Source organism: uncultured Maribacter sp., from assembly GCF_947500405.1.
Classification (GTDB): Bacteria; Bacteroidota; Bacteroidia; order Flavobacteriales; family Flavobacteriaceae; genus Maribacter_B.
Window position 1 is genome coordinate 436,103 of record NZ_CANMRY010000001.1, and the last position, 25,135, is coordinate 461,237.

12 protein-coding genes are annotated in these 25,135 nt (G+C 34.3%); 2 read left to right on the forward strand and 10 right to left on the reverse strand.

Annotation, left to right across the window (positions count from 1 at the left end):
- Positions 1–29: 29 nt before the first annotated feature.
- The gene (locus Q0945_RS01885; RefSeq protein WP_299430207.1) at positions 30–2,360 is read right to left on the reverse strand and encodes a hypothetical protein; all 2,331 of its coding nucleotides are present in this window, start codon (positions 2,358–2,360) and stop codon (positions 30–32) included.
- A 56-nt stretch (positions 2,361–2,416) separates the two neighbouring features.
- Positions 2,417–5,686, reverse strand: coding sequence for a family 78 glycoside hydrolase catalytic domain (locus Q0945_RS01890; RefSeq protein WP_299430209.1), 3,270 nt, complete (start codon positions 5,684–5,686; stop codon positions 2,417–2,419).
- Positions 5,687–5,896: 210 nt separating this feature from the next.
- Here Q0945_RS01890 and Q0945_RS01895 point away from each other — a divergent pair, with 210 nt between their 5' ends.
- Positions 5,897–6,781, forward strand: coding sequence for an AraC family transcriptional regulator (locus tag Q0945_RS01895; RefSeq protein ID WP_298551414.1), 885 nt, complete (start codon positions 5,897–5,899; stop codon positions 6,779–6,781).
- Positions 6,782–6,826: 45 nt separating this feature from the next.
- On the opposite strand, the gene Q0945_RS01900 is transcribed toward Q0945_RS01895, so the two are convergent.
- Together Q0945_RS01900 and Q0945_RS01905 are read right to left on the reverse strand one after the other, a co-directional pair.
- Positions 6,827–8,743, reverse strand: a complete 1,917-nt coding sequence (locus Q0945_RS01900; RefSeq protein ID WP_299430211.1) for a hypothetical protein — start codon at positions 8,741–8,743, stop codon at positions 6,827–6,829.
- Positions 8,743–12,195, reverse strand: a complete 3,453-nt coding sequence (locus Q0945_RS01905; RefSeq protein ID WP_299430213.1) for a glycosyl hydrolase — start codon at positions 12,193–12,195, stop codon at positions 8,743–8,745. The genes Q0945_RS01900 and Q0945_RS01905 overlap by 1 nt, the downstream gene beginning before the upstream one ends.
- A gap of 168 nt (positions 12,196–12,363) precedes the next feature.
- Between Q0945_RS01905 and Q0945_RS01910 the strand changes: the two genes are divergently transcribed.
- A complete protein-coding gene (locus Q0945_RS01910; protein WP_299430215.1) occupies positions 12,364–13,275 on the forward strand; it encodes a hypothetical protein in 912 nt (303 codons plus the stop codon).
- A 272-nt stretch (positions 13,276–13,547) separates the two neighbouring features.
- Here the strand turns inward: Q0945_RS01910 and Q0945_RS01915 are convergent, their stop codons facing one another.
- The 6 genes from Q0945_RS01915 to Q0945_RS01940 form a co-directional block, all read right to left on the reverse strand.
- Positions 13,548–15,305 carry a sulfatase gene (locus tag Q0945_RS01915; protein WP_299430217.1) on the reverse strand — a complete coding sequence of 586 codons (1,758 nt, stop codon included), beginning with the start codon at positions 15,303–15,305 and terminating at the stop codon, positions 13,548–13,550.
- 280 nt (positions 15,306–15,585) lie between these two features.
- Positions 15,586–16,713 (reverse strand): glycoside hydrolase family 88 protein, encoded by a 1,128-nt coding sequence (locus Q0945_RS01920; RefSeq protein WP_299430219.1) that lies wholly within the window; start codon positions 16,711–16,713, stop codon positions 15,586–15,588.
- A gap of 6 nt (positions 16,714–16,719) precedes the next feature.
- Positions 16,720–18,990, reverse strand: coding sequence for a glycoside hydrolase family 3 N-terminal domain-containing protein (locus Q0945_RS01925; RefSeq protein WP_299430221.1), 2,271 nt, complete (start codon positions 18,988–18,990; stop codon positions 16,720–16,722).
- A gap of 50 nt (positions 18,991–19,040) precedes the next feature.
- Entirely contained in the window at positions 19,041–22,565 is a 3,525-nt protein-coding gene (locus Q0945_RS01930) for a family 78 glycoside hydrolase catalytic domain (RefSeq protein ID WP_299430223.1), read from the reverse strand.
- Between the two features lie 246 nt (positions 22,566–22,811).
- Complete coding sequence (locus tag Q0945_RS01935) at positions 22,812–23,528, reverse strand: hypothetical protein (RefSeq protein WP_299430225.1); 717 nt, start codon at positions 23,526–23,528, stop codon at positions 22,812–22,814.
- 17 nt (positions 23,529–23,545) lie between these two features.
- Entirely contained in the window at positions 23,546–25,132 is a 1,587-nt protein-coding gene (locus tag Q0945_RS01940; RefSeq protein WP_299430227.1) for a RagB/SusD family nutrient uptake outer membrane protein, read from the reverse strand.
- Between the last annotated feature and the right edge of the window lie 3 nt (positions 25,133–25,135).

Here is a 25,135-nt window from a genome sequence, read left to right on the forward strand (position 1 = left end):
TTTAAACCTCTTTTAAATTATACTAATTACTAGTGAGTAATTTCTAAATCATCAAATAAATTTTCATCATAAGAACTAGCTAACATAACATATCCTGTGGTTTTCTGATGAGACATACTTAACACAGATACCTCATCTATAAAGGCTTCTATTTCATTATCTTGAAAAGTAAGTTTAAGGGTGTGCCACTTATTACCATCAAAATCAGGAATAACACCTTTTTTTAGAACCTCTTTATCAAACATCAACTTCCAATCACCATTTTTCGCTACTTGAAAACGATAACCTTTTAGGTAGCTTCCTTTTACATGCCCTCCTAGTTCCACATTCCCACCTTCAATAAACACATTGACACTACAGGTATAATTTTTCCATTTTACATCGCCTACTAATGTATTTGGTTTTACATTTGAAAGTCTGTAAACCCTCATCCAGTCGTAACCCTGCTCTGGGATAATTTGTTTCAAACATTGTGATCCATCTTCCTTTAGAGCTATTTCAAAACTTCCAGTTTGATCTGAATGGTACTTAGGCAAGTCTCCCACTTTTCTATCTTCATAATCTTCCTTATAAGGAAATGGAAATGGGCTCTCTTCAGGGATTTTATAAGCTCCTTTTTGCTGTCCAGATGTAGTTGTTAAAGAGTATATACATTGAGGGTCTAGTGAAATTCGAATCACTCCGTCTTTTGGGGTTATACTTTCTTGTTGTACAAACTGTTCTTTTTCGTTAGATTTCCAAACGTTAATTGTACCTGTAGAAAGTCCTTCTCCAATTTTAACTTCAATTTCTTCTTGCTTTTCAGTGCAAATAATCATACTCCATTCAGGGCCATCCTTTTCTTTTAAAGTAACACAACTTCCTTTATACGTTGTGCCTTCAAAAAGACCACACGCACTGTTTAAGTACTGCCAATTAAGAGGCTCCGTAAACTGTGTAGTATGCGCAGTTGCCCAAATAGTTGGCCATACTTCATAATAACCACTCCATGGACTATTTGCTTTCATAGCCCCAGCTTTATCCCAAGTTACCGATTCATAAATGGAACCTATAGGTGCCCATATTAAAGTTTTAGTTATCCTATCACGGATATAAAATTTGTTGTAAACACGAGCCAAATTTAACGCTCCTGCGCCTCCCCATTCCTTTCCTGTCCAACTCCAATCTTCACTAGCCCATAAAGGTTTACCGCTATTCTTAGCTTTTTCGGTTGTAGGGCGGCCGCGACCATCTACCATATTTTCATTAAACTCACGCCCCGTAACATAATGGTAACCTACGGCCTCCATAATGCTATCTAAAGATTTATTTTTTTCAAACTCATCAAAAATCTTCCAGTCTCCACTATTATCATCGGGACCTTGAATTTTTACATTTTCATACCCTCTAGCATCCAATAATGGACGCACGTGGTTTATTAGCCAATCGGGACTTGTATAATTTTCATTCTCTGCAGCGGCCACCCAATCAATATCCATTCCCCATTGTTTTTTAGCTACATCAAGGAAAGAAACAAAATACTCTGCAGATTCCTCTGTGAAAATATCCGGTTTTAAGTATCCAGGAAAACTCCATGGTAGGTATTCCAAAATAACCTCAGAATTTCTATTACGTGCCTCTTTCATTAACCAAAATTCATAGCCTCTAGACACTGGATTCTTTAATTCTTCTCGTGTAATAGCGTGTGATGGTTCCGAACCACAGGTTGAGTTCTCACCACCACCCATTTCTACTTTTAAATGCTGAAAACCAGCACCAAATTTGGGTTTAAACAAGAAATCTAATATCTGACTTCTAATTGGGTCTTCATAATCGTATAATAAATCAGTTGAAGCACCTGCGCTTACTCCTCCAATACCTTCAAATGTACGCCCATTATCATGTCCATTTAATGCAATTTGTACAACTCCATTAGTATTAGGAAATACATAAGGTTTAAATGCAGTTTCTGGGTTTTCTATATCTCCCATTTCAAACCATGAAGGTTCACTATGTGATACGCCTCGGTTATTTCCCCAAACCGTTACTTTCCAATACACACGCTGACCTGACTTTAAAGGTTCTCCTAAATATTCAAAAGGTCCTGTTTCGGAAATACTTGTTGGCCCTGTATCCCAAAGGTCTGGATATTTAAGTTTTTCTATAGATGTAGCCATCATAATACGATAACCACCTTGTTCCGAACTTTTTTCATCACCAATGAATGTCCAACTAAAATGCGGTCTTGAATTAGTTATACCTACTGGGTTTACTTGAGAGTTACATTTTAAATTCTTTACTTCAATAGCATAAATGAATGAACTAAAAAATAATGAATAAATTAAAATAATACTAGTGTATCTCTTTTGCCATGTTTTCATATTTCTATTCTTTTATTTTAACTCTTAATATATTAATAAATTTATATTTATAAACTCTACTTATGGTAAATCTTGAATTCTGAAATTGCTGGATTGCTCTTAGACTGATGCACTAAGACTCTGCATTTTGATGCTGTTACCGTTTCAAAATCATGGCTATTATTATTACCACAACTTTTACCATCTGCTACATCATACCATTTGTCTTCATAAAAATACTGAATTTTATAGCTTGAAATTTTTGCGTTGTATTCATCAATTACAACTTGATTAAACGTTTGTGGTTTAAACCATTCAATTTCTAACCATTCATTTGAGTTAGAATTAGCTTTCCAGTGGGTTTCATTATTTTCATCATTCGCCCTAAAAGCTTCAAAAACGGGTAGTTTTTCGGATTGAATGGTCATTGAAGAGGCATTCATTCGTCCTATTAAAGCTAAATTATCTGGTTTATTAATTGGTTCAGGATAATTTACTTTAGGCAATTCATTTACTTTAAAAGTATAAGTACCAGAACCCACTTCGTAGATGACATAGTTACCTACAGCACCACTTTTTTCTGTGCCGATATATTTGATACTTTCTACATTTTCAGCAATAGTTTCACTTTCAAAAACAGCATTACTTTCGTTTGCAGGAATGTATATTTTTGCGGATGTATTTACAGGAACTTCAATATGAAATGTTGCACTTTCATTTTCTTTTTTCCAATTTACTGTTATGTTACCATACATAGATTGGTAGCTTGTATTGGCATAGGTTAAATCGCCAACGGGAGAAGGTTTTATAATAAAATGTTGCATACCTAACCTTTCAGAATCTGGACGAATACCAGCAAATCCCTTAATAAAATAGCCTCCAATACCCGTATAACAAGTATGAATTTGACTGTTTCCAATGGCAGACCAACGCTCTGGCCATACGGTTTTACCTTGTTCTATAAAATACCCATAACTAGGGTGACGCTTATCTTTTAAGAGTTCGTAGATTAAATCCATACGCTCTCCATATTCCGTAAAATAACGTGTATATAAAGCCTGTCCTGAACTTCCTGTATCGTAATACGGAAATTTATATAGTACTTGGTCTACTAAGTTATTGTACGCTTTTTGTTTTTCAGCTTCTGGCGTAACACCTGTTAACAAAGCAAAGGCTTGATTAACTTGATGCCCTTTGCCATACTTTCCTGTATTGGCATCGTAACTGTTATTATGTGTGGCTTTTCGTTGGACGTCTAAGCGTTTTTTAAAAACCTCAGCATCATCCGTTTTGTTTAAAGTCTTTGCAATATTGAGGGCGTTTTCTAACATAAACGCATATACACAGTTGTTAAAATGTGCCGATTCTGGCGAATTACTTGATGTCCAGAAATTACCTCTAGGTGTACACCAATCTCCCAATCCAGGGAATTCTAAAGAACCTCGTGTACCAATTTTTAGAGCGCCTCCCGTTTCGTAATCCGAATGCTCGTATAACCAATGCATCCACTTTTGTAATGTTGGATAATGGTTTTCTAACAATTTTTTATCGCCTAACATTCTGTAGGTTTCCCAAATGGTAATTGGGCTGTTTGCCATCCACATTAAAAACTCAAAATCATCACCATTGATTACCGCTCTCATTTTACCATCTTCGGCCTGTGCGTCTTGCATAAATTGCGCGTACTGTGTCATATACGCCCCACTTTCAAAATTTGGCAGTGCATCGCCATACATAGCCGCTACGGTAACCTCTCCCCAACCACGACGTTCACGATGTGGACAATCGACTAAGATACCATCAATAGTATTGGCAATGTATGTATTTAAATTAACTTGATAGATTTTGTTCAGCAGTTCACTAGAACTTTCAAACTTGCTAATTTGCTTTCTATCGTTAGTAATTACATAGCCCTTAATGTCTTTTAATTCTGGTTTGTAATTGATACCCTCAATCGTTATCCAACGCCCTCCTGCTAGATTAAAACGGTTTGTAAAATGTCCTGTTCCTGTGCTATCAAAAACATACTTACTACGTTGGTCCCAAGATGATTTTACTACCTCACGATCCGCTATTTTAAAAGTAATAGTATCGCCTTCTTTTCCATTAAATAAATTCATTTCAAAAAAACCGGTGTAATTTTCACCCATATCCACCACATAGTTTCCTGTTTTATCTTTTTGAACACCAATTGGTTTTATTTCTTTATACTTCACTTGTGGCTCCACCATTTGAGCACTTAACTCTGCTGTGATTTTACTTGTTGGTGGATTTTCATCTGTACTGGGAACAACAATAGCTCCTTTAGGACCAAGATTTACATTGGAGATACCAACTTCCGTTGCCTCATTATTATTAAAAACAACGGCATTATCCCAGTCACTGTCATCATAAGCAGTAGTATTCCAATCGTCTTCTCGTAAACGCTCGTCTATAATTTCTCCGCCAAAATCTTTAATATCCCAGCGCCCAACATAAGCGCTATAGCTCTTTTTACACTTCCAAGTAGCATCTGTATTTATTAATAAATTACTATTACTTAACTTAACATCTGCTTGTGCTTTAAACACAAACGGGGCATCGTAATAATCTTTGATCCTTCCCCAGCGTGACCATCCTGCTGCGTGCCAAACACCAATAACATTATCTCCTTTTTTAAGATGTTCTTTAATATCATAAGTTAAGTACGGTAATCGCTTTTTTACAAAAGAATACACAGGATTCATTACCGCATTGCTCACTTTTTGTCCATTTACATAAACTTCATGATACCCAAAGGATGCTACATAAATAAAAGCGGACTGTGGATTTTCTTCTAATGAAATATTTTTTCTATACCAATTGTGGTCTTTTTTATTCTGACCTTTTTTGTAAATCCATTCGCCTTTCCAATCTTCTTTTTTTAATAAACCCATTGAAAAGTGTCCAATTTCGCTCCAATTTGAAACATTTCCTGAAACATCCCAAGCTTTTACTTTCCAAAAATATTGTTGCGCTGATGCCAAATTTTTACCTTCGTACTTTACATTTACAGATTGATTGGATTCAATTTTTCCAGAATCCCAAACATCTCCAACATTACTTTCTAAATTCTTTATAGAACTTGCTACCAAAATTTGGTAAGCCGTTTGTTTTTGACCTCTGGTTTGACTGTTATCAAAAAGATTCCAACTTAACCTTGGGGCAGTATTATCTATACCCAAGGGGTTTGTGCGGTATTCTGATTTTAAATCTGTTAACTCTATAGTTGACGATGAATCGCAACCTGAAAAACTAATAAGTAAGACTATTGCAAAAAAAGAAAAAATATACTTTATATATGCGGTTCTGCTTAGTTGCATTTTCATTTTTAAATAGATGTGTTTGTTTTTATGTCAAAAAAATTGAAGTACTTTTTTAAACTCCTTAAATATATTTCTAAAATGTAAATTTATCATCCTGTAATATCATGTACCAAATAAAGTAAAAGTTTTGTCATAAAAGTTAGTGTGATAAATTTCGACATTATTAATGCTTATATCAATTAACAATTTGATATATTAGTAGCACAAAATGATATGAAAAATACCTATAGAAAATATCTTATTACCTCAAAAAAAGATAAATTATGGGGATTTTATGTGAATAATTTAGGACGAAATGTTATAAAAAAATATGAAAATTATCCTTCTATGGATCATCCAGATCAATATATTTTTACTTGGGATAAAGGACGTATTTTAAATGAATTTCATCTAGTATTTATCACTAAAGGCGAAGGTGTTTTTGAAAGCAACGCTACTGGAAAAATAAAAGTTTCTGATGGTGATGTGTTTTTATTATTCCCTGATGTTTGGCATCGTTATAAACCCAAAAAAAGTACAGGTTGGACAGAGCGGTGGGTTGGGTTTTCTGGAGCTATTGCAAATCAGTTTTTATCCAATGGTTTTTTCAACCCAGATGAACCTATTATTTCAAAATGTAACAAACCTCAAATACTAAATCATTTTAACACACTGTTTAAATTGTTTGACGAAACCACTTATGGATATCAACATTTAGCTTCTGGCATTTGTATACAGTTAATGGCAGAACTACATAATATAAAAAGTGGGGGTAGCAATTTAGACGATTTAAATTCTATGATATCTCATGCAAAAGGCATTATGTATAAAAACATAAATAGTTCTATTAATCTTATTGAAATAGCTTCAAATTTAGGCATTAGTTATTCTAAATTTCGAATAGACTTCAAGAAACAAACAGGGGTTTCTCCATTACAATATCATTTGCTCTTAAAAATTGAAAAGTCTAAAGAATTATTACTAAACTCTAATAAGTCTCAAAAAGAAATTGCTTTCGAACTCGGTTTTGAATCTGATGTGTATTACAATAGATTGTTTAAAAGAAAAACTGGATTAGCACCTGGTCAATTTAGAAATATAAGCAAGGACATCTTGTGATAAAAAACAGAGAATCATTTAAAATAACACCCTGTTTATTATTAATTAGCTTATTGTTATTGTAAATTCAATAGTTTTATTATCCTCCTCAAAAAACACTTCTAGGGGTAATGCCTCGACTCCAGGCACCATATTAAAAGTTCTTTTTCCTGAAATTTCTTTAGTTCTAATGGGCGCATTTGCTTTAATCGTTACTAATCCTTCCGGTTTTTGAATGGTAATTTCGTTTTCACTAATATTTGTTACAACTTCGCTTGAAGGCGAAACAATTGGTAATACAAAAGCAGTTTGCTCTATAATATCTTGCTCTGTACTTACTTTAATTTCTGTTTTATCAGCAGCACACTTGTAAGCAATATTAAATGCAGAAGCCGTTTCTGCAACTTCCTCTCTATCTACATTTTTTAATTTTACATCAGCTAGTAGTTCTATGGTTCCATTTTCGTCTTTAGAAGTCACTGTTGCTGGTAAATCGTATAAATTGGTATACCAAACATCATCTTTAAACACCTCAACTCTTGGTGTTAAACAGATATCTTTATTTGGTTGTACTTGTTGATTATTCTTTTCTACTAAAGCATATTCTGCCATACTTGCTGCACATAAAAGCCCAACTTTATTATGATATAATACACCTAAAGCTCCTCCTGAAGCCTGACGATAATCGTACTTATAATGATATTCTGCATCGTAAGCACTTACGGTCCCTCTCCAATCGCCTCTTGCAAATAGGAAGACATCCAAATCTTTAAAATGTTTTACACCATCTGCAGTTGTTCTTGGCAGATTAGCATTTGTATTGATTTCTGGTAAATGACCCCAATGATCTAACAATGCTGCTAAAGGCTTTGCATGTGTAAATGTATGGTGCACACAAGGTGGAATGCCTGCTTCAATAAAACCAGGGCCTCCATGTATTAGCCCATTGGCAGTGCAACGCTGCAATAATTCTGTATTTTTTACCGCTGCTGTTCCAAACGCAGGATTGATATGAGACATCATTCCAAATGCCGGTTGGCTACCATCACAGGTTCTACTGCCCCAATAGCTCCATTTGTACATTCTATTACCCCAGCTATTATCCCAGCCACCATCTGGTAACATAAACTCTAAATGGCTATTTAAGGATTTTGTTAAGATCTGTAAAAGCTCTTCATCTTTTTCCTTAAGGGCGTACATGACTAAGCTGTTTAGCGTTTCTTCTACATTATATCCTAAATCTACACCGTGTAAACCTTTTTCACTTAACTTACTGGAGCTCTTTTTACACTCCCCAAATAATAAGCCTTCATTTGCAGTAAAATATGATTTTACTTGAGACGCTAATGTTTTACTCTTAGCTTTAAAATCGTCTCTATTTAAAACATTACCTATTAAATTTAAACCGTAAACTGCTGTCCCTGGATAATTTATATTGGTAAAATCTATTGTAAACTCTTTATAAATATAATTTCCAGCTTTTTCTAAACGTTTTGTCCAAGCCAGTTTTGTTGTTTTATCTAAAACATGACCATGATAATGTAAAGCTTCTGCCAAAGCTATCGCTCCAAAAACGGTAATTCCTTTCCAAGATTTTGGGTTTGTAATTACTGTCCATGAACCATCCTTTTGAGAAACATTATTTTCTGCCCAAGTCATTACCAATTTAGCACCTTCTATATACTTTTCATCGCCAGTTTTATCTGCCATATATAAAAAAGGATATACCGCGTCCATACAGCGCCCGTGAATATGAGAACAAGATGGACAGCCTAAAGCGCCATGTTCATCTAAATTAGATGGATTGTTAATTTGTACTTTTAACATCCCATCACTCCAATCTTTTAATAAACCTGTAATTAAGTTTTTAAACTCTAAAGAATGTTCTGAGTGGCTTTCGCATGCATTTAGCAATCCTGCCATTGGTAATGATAATCCAACACCTGCTAGCGTTGATAATTGAATAAAATTGCGTCTTTGCATTATTTAAAAGTTTTTAAAATTACTGGCCCTATTAAACCTGAAGATTCCAAATCAATTTCGTCATTTTTAGGCGGATTTGTAGTCCAAGTTTTTTTATTCTTTTTAGAACGAAAATTATCAAAAATTAGCTGATTACGCCATGTATTAGTAATCTTTATTTTAAGTTGATTTTTTCCTTTTTTTATGATATCACTAATATCAAACTTAAAAGGTGGTGACCATTTTACACCTATTTTTTTCCCATTACACCAAAGTTCAGCAATATTGGATACCTTCCCTAAATCTACAAACGCATGGGTACTTATTTCTTGAACATTAATCGTTTTTGAATATGTAGTGATACCAGAATAATGCTTTATTGCATCATTATCCATTTTTGTTAACGAAACTAGTTCTAAAACTTCAATAGAATTGGGTGTATCCCAGCCTTCTTCAAAACTTAAAGTCCAATCCGTTTGCAACGATGTTTCTTTTACATTAGCTTCAAACACTGACTCACCTTCATCCTTATGCAATGTATACTCCCCTGTACTATCAGCAATAATAGCATCATTTTTCAAAATTAAATTACTTGTATTTTCAGCTTCATGCACCTTATACCACCCCGTTTCTGCACTTAAAACAGTTTCTCCATTTGTAGTTACTTTATAAGCATAAGGCTCTTTTGTCTTAGTAGAAAAAACAACTACAGCGCTACCACTTTCTGATAAAGACAATACAACATTGGTTCTATCTTCTGTTGACTTCCAGATTTTAGCATCTTGTTGATTTCCTGTAAACGCATCCCATAATTGCGGATTCCCTTTAGCCTTAAAGCTAAGAGATACATCAACTGATTTATTCATTTTTGAGGCAACAAAATAAATATCGGCATCATTCGTTTTTCTGTGAATCCAATTAATATCTAATCCTTCAGGCACAATTACATCTGGAGCAATACGTTCTGCCTTAAGCACCTCATCCAATGTTTTTCCCCAATATACTTTTCCTTTACCAACTTGTTTCACACCATTTTCAGAATCTCCCCAAAGTTCATCAGCTATAGCGTGCAGTTTTTTTAAATCATTTTCATCATCCATCAAACTGGGGGAATCTAAAGGTTTATCCCCAAGTATTACAGCGCCATCTTGCACTAAAATTTTTAACTTTTGCACAGTAGACAACAACATTTGCTTTGAATCTCTTAAGGTAATTACACGGTAATCTCCCGCATCTTTAACATGAATCTTACCATCCTTAACACTTAACTTGTTATGTAAAATTTCAGCATTTAAGTAATCAAAACGATACCCTTTTGGAAAATAATCTAAATCAAATGGTGGGCGTTCATAATAATCTCCATAATATCTAAGAACATCAGCAACATATTCGCCTTGTTGTAATATGTATTGGTTTCTACTTAAATAATCTGTCCAATCTTTCATATAAGGCCACCAAGTTTGTTGCCTTACTAGAGGAAAACCAATATTTCCTCCAAAACTTGATCCTGGATACACATCTGTTTGTGGTGTATGAGAAAAGGTATGAAACACTAAATGGTTAACCCCTTTGGCAAAATTATAATCGATTAAATCTTTAACAGAAAATGGATGCTCGTTCCATTTTACACCTAATTGAGTACATGCTTCTGCCGCTAAAAATGGTTTATTATATAAGTGAACTGCTGATGCTGCATTATAAATAGGCTTTGCGTATTCATTTTGAGCTGATGGTGCTTTGGGGTACCAAAACTCGGTCATGGGGATATCGCTAACACCGTAATATCGCATTGGGTCAATAGGTAGTACCTCACCTCCAGCACCTTCTGTATATACTTCAGCACCCATATCGTGTGCTACTATAGCAAAATGTTTAAAAAAATTATCAATAAACACCTCGTCCATGGTATGGCGCAAGTCTCTTAAAAACTTAGTAGTTACTTCAGGGCTATCAACAATATACCCCATAGTAGCTGGCAAATAGGTTTTCATGCTATAGCCCCTTCGGGTTTCGAATTCGGAAAACATATCTTCGGAATTTATAGTCCATGTTGGCACGTGACTTTCCCAACTATCTATTAACAAACCATGTAATTTACCATCTCCTATTGGACCGCCATCTTTAATTAGATTACCTATCATCCCATTTCGTAAATGATTTTCTATGGCAATTTTATCTAGTTTGCTTGATTCCCAACCTGTGGCTTCTGGTACCGCTGGTTTATTGGTTAGTCTCATATTAATATGACCAAAACGCACCACAGTCCAATTACCTTCTGGAGCTTCCCATGTTAGTTTTCCATCAGAAGTCATTTTATCGGTAAGATTGACAATGTTGTTAGATTTTATAATGGTATTTTCAGCATAGTTATATGTTATATTTTCTTCAAGACATCTTAATACTTTTGCTGCTTTAGCCTCATGATTATGAAGCTTTGGCTTTGAACTTAACCGGATAAATTCTGGAGCAATATCATGTTTACCCAAAAAAGTAAGTACAAATTCATTTGAAGTTGTTTCAGGAATAGCCAACGTAAGATGCTTTCTCCTATCATTCCAATTTGCATCAGGTAAATTTATGGTTGACACTTCAACTAATTTACTATTTATAAGCGCTTCAACTTTAATTGCTACGTCTATTATAGGGTATTGCGTATCCAAAATCATGTGTCGTGATTGTGGAAAAGTAATGGTACGCAATGTTATTGGAACATCAAACTTAGTTTTAACCCAAGTATTTTCATTTTTCACTTTGGAAATACCTTGACTTCTATATGCTTTTAAAGGTTTATCAAGTTCCGTAGTTTTGCGAGTAACTATAATTCTTGAATTAGGATTAAAAATGTCCTTCCAAGGAACCAGACTATTATTTGTTTCAATTTTTAATGGATTGAAGGGTTCTAAGTTGTCGCCTTCTGGTGTTGGAAAAGCCAATACTTGAATGTCTTGATAATTGTAATCTGAAGTATGATATAATGCATCTAATTCTAGTGTTTGGCTAAACGTTTTCCCACCAGAAACTCTGTAAACGGTTTCTACTACTTCGCGTTGCGCTTCCTCAGCCGGCACCCATGGACCTCCTGTCATAGACCAACCCGGACAATTTTGCATGGTAAATTTTAAACCTAAGCGTTTACATTCGTCTGCTGCATGACGTATCATGTCTTCCCATTCTGGAGATAAAATTTTAATAGGTTCTACATTAGGATAAATTCTTCCTGCTTTATTAAATAAATGAATACCCTGTAATCCAGCTTCTTTTATGGCTTCCAAATCCAAGGTTAAGCCTTCTTTACTTATGTTATTTCCATTAAGATGAAACCAAGTTTCTGGATGGTACGCAATAGTAGGTGATTCAAAATTTTTCAACAATTCTTCAAAGCCTATTTCGGATGTAATCTCTAGGCTTCCTTTACTTGTTGTCTGACAGCTTAAAAATATAAATACTAAAAAGAAGCTTAAAAATTTACGCATAAAATATTGAGAACTTTAGAAACTAAAGTAACTCATTTTTTTGATTGAATGTATCCTGTTATATCATGTAAGCACCTAAAACATCCATTATCAATACACTACAGGATACTACAGGACACTTAAACAGCTAAACAATAATAACTTTACTTTAAAAATTTTGCTATTTTTATGAAAAACTCAAAATTTATTTACAAATTAACTTCAACTACTTTATTAGTTTTTCTTGCTTTCTTTAATTCATGCTCAACAGATGAAAAACCTTCTGAAGAAGTCTTGTTTGAAAAAGAGAAAGAACAAGAGTCCATAGATATGTCTGATGAAGATACGGGCTCATACACGACATGTAATCCAGATGGCGAAAATACTACTAGAACATCAAACGACCTACCTAACCCTGTTAATTTAGGAACTATTGATGATAGAAGCTGCTATGCCAATTACAAAGAAAGTACTATTGATAATACTACATGGGGTATTTATAATATAACCGATGGTTCAAATAAATTCGATACAACTTTACAACCTCGAATAGAGCGTTCATTACCCGTAGCAAATAGTACTAATATAGGTACCTATGTAAAATTCACTGGAATCTTTAGAATTCTTGAAGTAGGTGACACTTCTGGAACCAATAGTGATGGTAGTTATATTGCGCAAGCTAAAGGGAAACATACTGGCGGTGGTGGTTCTGCTGACCCAGCTATTTGTTTGTATTTAGCTAAGCCTATTTATGGTTCGGGCAGTAATGCTAATGAACAAGTGGCATTTGATATTTATGCTGAACGTATCTTAGAACGTGGGGGATCAGGAAGCGGAAGAGAAGTTGTACTACTAAAGCGGGTAAACAAAAACGAGATAACTACTTTTGACCTAGAGGTTGGCTTTAAACAAGACCCAAACGATGCAACAAAAAAAATACACTACTGTAATGCCATAATTGGTGGTGAAGCTTTTAACTGGAACATTCCAGACCCAGATAGAGGAATTCAATCTAAAATTAGATATGGTGCATACCGTGTTAAAGGAGGTAGAGCTCAAATTAGATGGGCAAATACTACACATGAAAAAGTTGAAAAATAAATTTCTTTTAGAAGATATAAACTGAAATTTATCCAAAAAAATAATTGTCTCGTCCTAAATAAACGATATAAATTATTAATTAAAGCTTGACGATGCTGGCATCATTAAGCTTTTTTTATTTGATTTTTTCTCTTTTAAATGTATTTATTTGGTTTTAGCATAATCGGATAAATAATGATAACCTTCTATCTACTTGTTCTGCTAGATGCTCTGCACGAGCTTTTGTTATTTTATTAAAATTATAGATTTAATTTCTAAGATAGAGATTAAAGTTATTTAGAACCTGAAAATGTAATAAGTCTACTTGGAATAAAGCCAATACGATGTGCTCTAACCTCTAATTTAGCTCCTTTTGGAAGTATAAATGGTTCTTGATATATTTCCCATTTTTTTAAACCTTTCTCTCTACTATCAATAAGTTTATAACTTATTGAAGCTCCTTTGGTTTCACAACCAATGGTGATTTTTCCATTTTCTACGGCTATTAATGGTTCTAAAGTTGTTGGCTGTATACTACTACCTTCCCAAAGCTTAGAGACTAATTCACTTTCAGAAAGATTTGGATTATCATCAATAGCTTGAAGCCATTCGTCCATTTCATTGCTCAACTCATTTAGCTTTTCTTGATATTCAGGATTCTTAGCTAGATTATTTAACTCATGCGGGTCGGCATAACAATCAAACAATTCTTCGTTTGGCTTCTGCTCCCTAAACCATTGCATTTGAATGTCATCTAATTTACCTTCCTCTTTAAGCTTTAACAATTCTTGCATCGTTGGAATTTTCTCTCTGTATGCTACTGGCAAATAGTAGCCTTGATTTGGCTTATAATTTCGTATATATTTGTACTGGTTATCTCGTACAGCTCTAATGGCATCCGTAAAACCATCAAATCTGTCGGCTGCAGCGTGAATATAGTTACGTTCTTCAGTTTTGTATTCTCCTAAAAAAGCTTGTCCTTGTAAATAGTGCTTTGGTTCTTCTCCAGTTATAGATAATAATGTTGGTGCAAAATCTATAAAACTAATTAATTGTTCATCTCTTGTACCAGCCATCACTTTATTAGGAAACCTTATAATCATTGGCGTATTTAAACCAGAGTCATATATTAAACGCTTCTCTCTTGGTAGTGGACCACCATGGTCACCATAGAAAAAGATAATGGTGTTTTCTAATAGTCCATCTTCTTCCAGTTGTTTTAATACAGCACCTACTTGACTATCCATTTCGCCAATATTGTTATAGAGCTTCCACATATCTCTACGTGTCGCTTCGGTATTAGGTAAATAAGGTGGAATATTGAATTTAGTGTCTTTTGGAAGATGGATAGCAGTTTCTGCCTCGGTCATTCTATTTTTAGCATGAGACTTTCCAAAGTTTTTCCATTTATAATCCCTATCTCCTGCTTTGTAATACCTAGTTTCAATTTCTCTAAACCCATAAGGCTCAAATAAACCAGATTCGTGTGTTTCAGTAAAATTAAATACTGCAAAAAATGGTTGATTTTCGGTTCTATTTCGCCAATGGGCATACGGACTACTTTCATCCCACGCAGTTACAGGTGCTTTAAATTGATAATCCGTTTTATAATTATTAGTACAATAATACCCTTGTTTACGAAGCAATTCGCTAATCATTTTTACTTCAGGTGGTGGAATAGCTTCATATTTGGGTACACCAGTAACCTCACTGTAAGAATTAACACGCATGTGGTTTGCACCTATACTTGATGGATACATACCCGTTGCAATAGCCGCTCTACTTGGTGCACAAACACCCGAAGTTGAGTATAAGTTTGGATAAGTAACTCCTTCCTCTGCTAACTTACTTAAATTAGGCGTTGCAACTGTAGAATCTCCAAAGGGTGGAATATAAGCACCCATATCTTCAGTGACCAACCAGAGTATATTTGGGCGTTCTGGCAGTTTTATCTTTACTGTTTCTTTTTGGATTTTACTCTGATTCTCTTTTTTTGTTTGACAGCTGAAGAAGCACAAACATAGGATTGTTAGTAGTTTGAATGGTTTCATTTGTATAAATTTATAACAGCTTAATATACCTCTAGTTCGGAGATAAAAACGTACTAAGTGGACATTGATATTAATGAAGATTTTTAGTTAGCAAACTTGACCACAATAGGAATCTAGCGGCATCTTTTTTTGAAAACAACTAAACATCCTCTAATTTAAAACTAAAATTTAATAGATAGCCAAGTAGCTTACTCCTAGCTATCACGCAAAAAGGATATAACGGAAAGACCCACCCCCGATTTTTATCGGGGTGAGCACCCAAAACAATACATTATAGTTTTTAATCTAATTTTAAAATCTCACTTGCTGCCATTAAAAAGGCACCTGTACCGAAATTTTGCCAAGAATCCGCAGATGCTGGCTCTGGAAATGCACCAATATTTTGCACCCAACCTACGCGACCATCTTCATGCTGACATTTTGCAATAGCATTCCATGCTTTTTTAACTGCCGGTATATGTTTTTTATCAACCAAACCATTATTAATTCCCCAAGCTAAAGCAAAAGTATGAAAACCACTACCACTTACTTCTCCATGGTTGTATGAGTCTGGGCTTAATAAACTGGTACGCCACAAACCATCTTCTGGTTGGATAGCTAACATTTTTTCTGCCATTTCTTTATATAGTTTTTCGTAAAATGGACGATGCTCGTAATCGTTTGGCATATCATCTAAAATCAATGCTAAACCAGATATTACCCAACCATTACCTCTAGACCAAAATACTTTTTTTCCGTTTGGTTCTTTGGTATCCTTATCATTGCCTTGCCAAACAAAACGCATATCTCTGGCAAACAATTGCTCTTCTTCATCATATAATTGGTTGTATGTTTCCATATAGAACTTATGCATCTCATCTAAATACTTAGGTTGATTAGTTTGCTTTGCATATAAGTTCAACACTGGAGGAGCCATAAACAGCGCATCGCACCACCACCATAATATAGTACGTCCGTATTTCGTTTTATCTGTTCCTGCCTTCCAATTATCATCTTCGTATAAATGCGCATCTAAAAACTTCTTTGTAGGCTCTAAATCTACATAATTCTTACGTCCGCCATTTGCATCAACATATAAGTAACTGTATGAAATAGCTACATCATCAGCATGATGTAAACGCTTATAGGTTTGCCAATTATTCCAGTAGCCTTGATTTTTTAAGGCCGCCATATACATCATATCCTTAGTAGTTTTGTGAGCTCTTGAAACACCAACGTAATAAGCCCCAGCAGTCCAATCTGTTGGAGATAAAGCAAAAATTGGGTGCGCTTCTTGCCACTCTAAAGCTTTAATCATAGAAGCTTTTACCTGAGCTTTATCTATAGTTTGAACTTCGGCAGCTTTCTGAGCCGTTGAACAATTGAATAGCAATATAACTGCTAAAAGTGATAAAATTGTTTTATACATTGCGTTTTACTTTTTTAGTTTAAATTTTGTTTCTAAATACTCTTTTGATGAAGTTCCTAACATTACTGTATAATCACCAGCTTCTAAAACTTTCTCCATAGTGATTCCTGTAAATTCTAGCATTTTAGGAGTTATTTTAAATGAAATAGTTTTACTCTCTCCAGCATCTAGTTCTATTTTCTCAAAGTCTTTTAATTCTTTATCTGGACGAGTTACTGAACCTATTTCGTCTTTAATATACATTTGCACCACTTCTTTAGCCTTCATGCTACCATTATTAGTAACCTTCACGCTTACTTCAAGTTCCGTATCTGATGTTATTTTATCACTAGAAATTGAAATGTCTGAGTATTTAAAATCCCCATAACTCAACCCATGACCAAATGGATACAATGGACCTTGTCCTAAGAATAAGTATTCTTTTTTATAGTTGATTTCCTTCATACTATAATGGTACGGTAATTGACCAATAGATCTTGGTATGGTTACTGGAGATTTTCCTGATGGTGACACTTCGCCGAATACAATCTTTGCAGTAGATTCGTCTCCAAACTCACTTAAATCCCAAACATCTAAAATAGCATCAGCCTGTTCTGCGATAGTATTAATGGATAATGTGCGTCTATGTTTTAAAACCACAATTACAGGTTTTCCTAAAGCTTTAATTTTTTCTACTAATTCATCTTGAGGGCCAACAGGATCAATAGTGGCACGATCTCCTAGAGTACTACTACTAAAATAAGCTTCTTTTGCAGTAAACTCATCACCTCCTAAAAACAAAATAGATACGTCTGCAGACCTCGCTTTGCTTACTAAGCTTGCTATGGCTTTTGGATCCCTATCTAAAAGTTCAGGAGCTCCGTCTTTTTGGTTTGTTAGTTGAAATCCTTTTTCTGCAACGAATGTTACATTTGAACCTGCAACAGATTCAAACATTTCTTTCGTGTTTTCTTTTAATAAAGGTCCTAATAATGCAACTTTAATAGATTTATCTTTTGATAGCGGCAAAGCTTTCTCTTCATTTTTCAATAAAATGATAGACTCTAAATCAGATTCTTTTGCTAATTGTAAAGATGATTCAGCTCTATTTCCTTTTTTAACATCTTCAATATCAATATATGGATTATCAAATAATCCTAAAATAAATTTTGTTCTTAAAACACGTCTAACAGATCTATCGATTAGCTTTTCTAATTCTGGATTCTTCTTCACCATTTCTGGTAAGTATGAATACGAATCTTCAGCATATAAATCGATATCAATTCCTGCTACTAAGCCCATTTCTGCAGCAGCTTCAGGGGACTCAGCAACTTTCATAAAATAAAATAAACGGGCAATATCATTAGAATCAGAAACTACATAACCTTCAAATCCCCATTGATCTCTCAAGACACCTGTTAACAATTCAGGATTACCATGACTTGCAACACCGTTTAAATCACCATGTGAAGCCATTATTCCCAACGTTTTCCCATCTTTTATAGCAGCTTCAAACGGTGGATAAATTTCATCAATTAAAGTTCTTTCAGAAATTTCTATCGCTGCAAAATTAGAACCACCTAATACTTGGCCATAGCCTGCAAAATGTTTTGCAACAGCACCAATATGTGTTCCGTTTCCTAAGCCTTCATAGTTTCCCTGCACACCCTTTACAGCACTAGTAACCATTTTAGTGGTTAAATACGTATCCTCTCCAAAAGCCTCACTCATACGTCCAAAACGTGGATCTCGAACTACGTCTGCTTCTGGCGAATGGCACATGTGCATCCCTCTTAATCGCGCTTCTCTACCTACAACATCCCACTGTCGTTGTACCAATTCTGGATTAAAAGATGCTGCTGATGTCATTGGTCGTCCAAATTTTGTACAACCTTTTGCATCTACACCATTATAAGATTCTGTTACGAATAATGCTGGAATACCCCAACGATTATTCTCTATGATATACTTTTGAAGTTCGTTATTTAATTTAGCAGCAGCTACAGCATCAATATGCTCACCTGGGTTTTTAATACCTGCAATACCTAGTTTTAATTTTTCAATAACTTTATCCGAAAGTTTCAAATTGTCATTTTCATCTGATTCAGCACCAATATTGGCGTGAAAAATTCGCATTTGAGCTACTTTTTCTTCAAGAGAGAGTTTAGACAATAAAGCTTCAACACGCTCATTTATTGACAAAGATGCATCCTTATAGTCTTTTGAATCTGAATTATTATCGCACGAATAAAAAAGTATAATAGATAAAACTATAAACAAGCATAGATTTTTTTTCATATTTTTCTTTTATTAACAAGAGATTTTTAAACTTTTGTCTTTAATTTTTATTAAAACGAATTTATTTTTAACTGGATAGTATGTTTCCCAGCAGTTAATCTAATGTTATCAAAAGAAGATGGAACTTTTTCTCCATTATGAATTAAATCTTTACCATCTAAACCGTTTAATGAAAATTCGGCTACCATATTTCCAGGTATTTCAATTTCGTAGGTTTGTAGTCTAGCACCATTGTAGGTATATATACCCTTAATTGTACCTCTTACCGTTGGCACCTCAATAGTGCTTGATTTTAACTTGCTTAGTTGAGGTTTAATAGTTGCTACGCCAAATCCAGGTGTTTTAGGTTTAATTCCCCATAACCCTCTTGGAATTACATTAGCAGGTGCTGCTCCCCAAGCGTGATTCCAATCTAAATTTACCTTATATTCATAATCCCAAGCTTCTAAGCTAATTGTTGAGCCTACACGAATCATATTGTACCAGCTTCTCTTTTCTTTGCTTGCCAATAATCCAAGTGCATAATCTGCTTCTCCTGCATTGTATAATCCATCCATTAAAAATTGTGCCCCATAAACACTACATGCCATTCCCCTAGATTTAACATAATCTACAACAGAATTAATATGTTCTTCTGGAACAAGTCCAAATGCTAAAGGCATCATATTGGCATGTAAAGAGGCATGCTCTGTACCAATGCCATCTACGTAAACGCCACGGTCTTTGTCGAACATTTGTTCATTTACTGCTTTTTTAGCTTTTGCTGCTCTATATTCAAAATCTAAAGCTTCTTGCGTTTTTCCTAACAACGTAGCAAACTCAGCCATAATTTTCATATTCTCATAAAAGAATGCATTAATAACTGTACTATAAGGTTTAAACACAAAACCATCGCGCTCTCCTTTTGTTTTACTTCCTGCAAAATTCTTTGATGGCCAATCTACAATATCCGTTAAAGGCTTTTTATAACCTTTTTCAAACCCGAGCTTATACATAAACTCTTCTGTAACTTTTGTAGATGTTATCAACCCATCTTCATTGGAAAGTTCATAAAGCGTTTTATGTTTTAATGGCTCGTAATAGCGTTCTATAAGTTCCGTATTACCAGTGTACATGTAATCGGCATAAATTAACAGTGCTACATGTTGCTGCCATTCTGTAGGCCATGTTGGATTTTTCATGAAATACTCTATGGTACGTCTAGCCATAGCAAACTCTCTATCGGTTGTATAGTGACTTAACTGATTTAAATACGCATCAGCTTCATAAGGAATTCGTTCTCTATCTCCATCTACATACAATCCGTTAAACGTTGTTGCTTTAATAGAATATTTAGAGAAATCCCAAACTTGATTCAATATATCATTATTACTACTAAAACTACTTGCATTATCATCCCAATAGCTTGTGTGTCGTAATTGTTGAAAATCTTCCGCTTTTAAAGTTGTTTTAGCTCCCTCAACTTCTGCATATCTAAAAGGTTGTAGTACAGGAAATCCTTCTGGTAAAGGAATAGCTTTGCTTGGACCTTTCATACGCTTGTCTGGAACTGGGTTAATTTCTATTTGGTATTTTGTTTTTCCTGGTTTAACATCAACCTTAATTTCTTGATAACGAATATTACTTTTTGCTGGTGGCGTTCTATTTACATTACCACTATCATCCAGCATTTCGCCAATTCTAACCGTTAATGTATGCGGTTCTTTTGCTTGATATTTAAAATCGATAGTAGCAAAGGCAGCCTTACCAAAATCCATAAAATAAAAATCGTCTCTATTTTCAAATCTAACGGGATTTACTTTGTCTACTTGATATTTATTTTCTGTTGAAATAATATAATCATCTGGTTTTCCTGTTGTAAATTTTTGGGCTTCAGAATAATCAACTAGTCTATTTTCTTGTTCCCAAATTCTAACTTTCCAATAGTATGTTTTTCCTATTTCTAAAGGATTTCCTCCATATTCAACATCTGTAGATTTTGTAGAAGCAACGCGTCCACTATCCCAAACATCTCCATTATTTTGATCTATATTCTTTTTATTTGATGCCACTAAAATTTGGTAAGCGCCTTGAAACTTAGAACCCAGTGGTACAGTCCAACCAAACTCAGGTTTTAAATCAAAAATTTCAACACCTGTAGAAGGTTCTCTAATTAACTCTACCGTTAAGTCAGTTGGTGCTGCTCTGAATTCATTACTATTTTTCTTTATAAGTTCATCAAGTTTAGCTCTTAGCTTATTAGCTGTTTCTCTATATTTTTTCTTACCAATTAGATTTTTAGTTTCTAATGGGTCTTTTTCCAAATCGTATAACTCCTCAATAGATTGATCATTAACATACCTGAAATATTTCCATTTTTTTGTACGTACACCTTCACTCGGAGGAATTTCACTAAAATTCCAAATGTGCTCTATTAAAACAGTATCTCTTGCTATGGTATTGGCTTCATTTTTAACAATAGGCATTAAACTTTTACCTTGCCATGTATCTGGTGCTTCTACCCCAGCTAAATCAGCAATAGTTTGAGGAACATCTATATTAAGTACCATATCATCAATATCTTGATGTTGGTTTTCTCTTGGATCAAAAATAATTAATGGTACACGGATAGAGTTATCATACATTAACCATTTTCCTGCAAACTGGCGTTCTCCTAAAAAATACCCATTATCACCCATTACAATGATTACGGTGTTTTTATCTTGTCCCTTTTCTTTTAGTTTTTCACGAATTTTCTTGATTTCTAAATCTATCCCAGAAATCATTCTATAATAGCCTTTTAAGCTATGCTGGTATTTTTCTGGAGTATCATAACGCCATGTCCAACGTAATCTATTAAAGCCATCTCTTACAATTTTTGGTTGTGCTAAGAAATACTTATCATCACCTAGTGCTGGTTCTGGAATTGTAGTGCTTTCTAACATTTGGTCCATTTCAGACTGCCAGAAGTATTGTTTTGGAGCACCGTCATGCGCGTGTGGTGCACTAAAACTTAATGATAAACAGAATGGTTTTTCATTGGAAGAGTTTTTATCAATAAAATCTATGGCTTGTTGCCCTGTATATCGTGTAAGGTGCACGGTATCCTTATCTATAGTTTTATAGTAATATCCTCTTCTGTCTTTATAACGATTATTTCTATCATAAGATTCATACTCATCAAATTGCTTATCCAAATCATTATAACGCACACCATATTTTCCAAAGAAACCTGTGTAATACCCATTATCCTTAAGTAGTCTTGGATATGAATTAGCCATATATTCTTCACGAACATTACCAGTTTGAAAATTGTAATTGTGCGCGCGCTCATGTAGCCCTGTTAAAATACTAGCTCTACTTGCTGCACAAATAGGTGTTGTAACAATAGCGGTATTGAAATAGGTTCCAGATTTAGCTAAATTATCCATTTCAGGAGTTTCAACAAATTCGTTGCCAGCATAACCAATGGCATCGAAACGCTGATCGTCTGTTAGAATGAAAATGATGTTTGGTTTTTTATTTTCAAGACTTTCAATATCTTGAGAATAAATTTTAATAGAGAATAAATTTAAACAAATTAAAAAACAAAGCATTACCCGAACCATAAGCATTTAGAATAAAAAATTACAACATTATTTAAAAAAGAAAATCATTACCTTAATCCTTAAATATAAGATAATGAAATATAACAAATATATATTTCAAAGTAGCTTATCCTATCCTGTATTATCCTGAAAAAAATTACTTGAAAAATTCAAAAATAAAAAAACCCTTCAATAACAAGAAACTATATTGAAGGGAATAAAAAAACTAACTCAAAAACTAACTAACAATTTTTACTAATAAGGTTGATTTCTAACTGGATCATTAATAATATGACCAACACCATTGGAAAAGACATAGTTATGGTTTCGTACATTCTCATTCCAACCACCAGAAAAAGCTGAGCTTGGTAATGGTGCTCCCCTATCATTTACCTTAATATCCCAATCATCATCTCTTCTATAGGATATTAAACCATCATCCCCTGGGATAAGTGTTTGATAAACGTAAAAGGTTCCAGATACAGCTAAAGTAGGCACTTGCAAAACATAATCTGTTGTGATATGATATTTAAGTAACGTTCTTAACTTTTCTAATTTCTCTGGAGTATCAACAAACTCCATAACTTCATCTGGAGATAGGTTTGCCTCTGCATCTTCTCTAGCTGTACCACTAAGTCCTGTAGCTATTTGAATTACATCACCACCACCAGTAAAAGCGTTATTATTTAACAATAAATAAGTCCTTAATGTATCTGCGGTTTGATTAAAGACATCAATCATACCCGCTTTTCTTATGGCTGCCTCCATATACTGAAAATGTTCCCCATCTAAAGTTCCATCTTCATTAACTCCATTTAAAGACTGAATAAATCCCCACGCAGTTGTATTTTCATACGGATCAGAAAATACAGCCCCACTTTCAAAATTATAGGTATCCTGAACCTCTAAATCACATGATCCTAAAGCTATGCATAGCAGTAAGACAATTTTTATTTTAACAAATGTTTTCATATCTACTATTTTTTTATTTAATATCCTGCATTTTGTGATAATAAATCATTTTCTAAAAGGTGATCATTATGAATTGGCCACAATAATCGTTCTTGAGTCAATGGCTCTGCAATACCTCTTCCTTGAATAATAGGAGTTAAAGTTTCTATAGCCTTATCATTCCTTACCAAATCCCAGTATCTTTTTGCTTCACCGTATAATTCAAAGCGACGCTCATCCAATATAAAATCTAGACGTTCAGCTGGATTTGATCCAAATTCCACAGCATCTACTTGAGGCAATTGTCTTGCTGTTCTTATTTCATTTACAAGCTCCAAAGCTCTTACTCCATCAGCATTAAGTTCGTTTTCAATCTCAGCCAATAATAAAATCATATCCGCATAACGATAAACAACTACATCTGTTTCATCATCACTAGCAGGATATACTGTATCACCCCATTTCCCAGTTTTAGCTTCTCCTGTAAGTATTGAACTTAATCCAGAGAATCCATCTTGTCTAGAAAAAAAGTATCTCCAATCTCCGTAGTTATACCTTTCTTCTGGAATTACTCCACCCATGCCATCATCTACAAGAACTGTTCTTGTTGTAGCAGGATTAACACCCGGGTATTTAGTTACCCATTCAGTTGAATCTGTTGGAAACTTTTCAACCCACTTAGCTTCAACGTCTGGAGACATTAGAAAGGATGGTATTCCACCACGGAATAACTGTGAAATTCCAGATCTGTTTGGATTTCCAGAACCTGCTTCTTCCCCTACCGCATCATATCTTATAGAAAAAATTAATTCTGGACCTATTTGCACTTTTCCAAAAGGCTCCTCAACTGTATTACTATTGTAAAATAAAGCTCTCCAAGCCCCTGGTGATCTAACTAAACGATGCGTACCTAAATTGATCAAAGATTCTATCGCTTCCTTTGCCTTTGGATAATCATTAACATACATATAAACTTCAGCTTGAAGTGCATATATACTAGATTTAGAAAATCTATAGTTATCCGAAGGAATGGAACTAAGCTCTATAGCTCTAATCATATCCGGAATAACTACATCATTAATTATTGTACTTGCATCAGTTGCTGGTCTACTAACATCATCCAGACTTTTAACAGGTTCCGTAAATAAAGGAACATTTCCCCAAACTCTTACAGCGTCAAAGTATGATTTTGCCCTTATAGCTAAAGCCTCTGCAAGGTAGTTTTCATTAAACCCTGCAATTTTAGGGGCATTTAAAATTACCTCATTAGCACGGCTTACGGTACGATACAAATCCGTCCATCTTGTTGCTCCATTTCCATCCGATATAACATTATTCGCTATTTCATCGTTATTTGCACTGGCTCCTGTTGGTAAATGATTATCGGATCTAAACTCTCCCCAATGAAAATACTGATCTTTATAAAAAGACTGCATACCATCATATACTGATATCAATGAAGCTAATAAATCATCATTAGTCTCATAAAATGATGCTGGTCCAATTTCGCTTATTGGTTCTTCATCTACCAAATCATCACACGACCATGCTCCAAACGAAAGTATTAAAGCACATGTGGCAATCTTAAAGTTTTTAAAATTTTTATATTTTATATATTTCAACATAGC

What these genes read in the sequence shown, in the direction of transcription:
- Q0945_RS01885 (WP_299430207.1), bottom strand. Translation starts at nt 2,360, where the DNA reads ATGAAAACATGGCAAAAGAGATACACTAGTATTATTTTAATTTATTCA.
- Q0945_RS01890 (WP_299430209.1), bottom strand. Translation starts at nt 5,686, where the DNA reads ATGAAAATGCAACTAAGCAGAACCGCATATATAAAGTATATTTTTTCT.
- Q0945_RS01895 (WP_298551414.1), top strand. Translation starts at nt 5,897, where the DNA reads ATGAAAAATACCTATAGAAAATATCTTATTACCTCAAAAAAAGATAAA.
- Q0945_RS01900 (WP_299430211.1), bottom strand. Translation starts at nt 8,743, where the DNA reads ATGCAAAGACGCAATTTTATTCAATTATCAACGCTAGCAGGTGTTGGA.
- Q0945_RS01905 (WP_299430213.1), bottom strand. Translation starts at nt 12,195, where the DNA reads ATGCGTAAATTTTTAAGCTTCTTTTTAGTATTTATATTTTTAAGCTGT.
- Q0945_RS01910 (WP_299430215.1), top strand. Translation starts at nt 12,364, where the DNA reads ATGAAAAACTCAAAATTTATTTACAAATTAACTTCAACTACTTTATTA.
- Q0945_RS01915 (WP_299430217.1), bottom strand. Translation starts at nt 15,305, where the DNA reads ATGAAACCATTCAAACTACTAACAATCCTATGTTTGTGCTTCTTCAGC.
- Q0945_RS01920 (WP_299430219.1), bottom strand. Translation starts at nt 16,713, where the DNA reads ATGTATAAAACAATTTTATCACTTTTAGCAGTTATATTGCTATTCAAT.
- Q0945_RS01925 (WP_299430221.1), bottom strand. Translation starts at nt 18,990, where the DNA reads ATGAAAAAAAATCTATGCTTGTTTATAGTTTTATCTATTATACTTTTT.
- Q0945_RS01930 (WP_299430223.1), bottom strand. Translation starts at nt 22,565, where the DNA reads ATGCTTTGTTTTTTAATTTGTTTAAATTTATTCTCTATTAAAATTTAT.
- Q0945_RS01935 (WP_299430225.1), bottom strand. Translation starts at nt 23,528, where the DNA reads ATGAAAACATTTGTTAAAATAAAAATTGTCTTACTGCTATGCATAGCT.
- Q0945_RS01940 (WP_299430227.1), bottom strand. Translation starts at nt 25,132, where the DNA reads ATGTTGAAATATATAAAATATAAAAATTTTAAAAACTTTAAGATTGCC.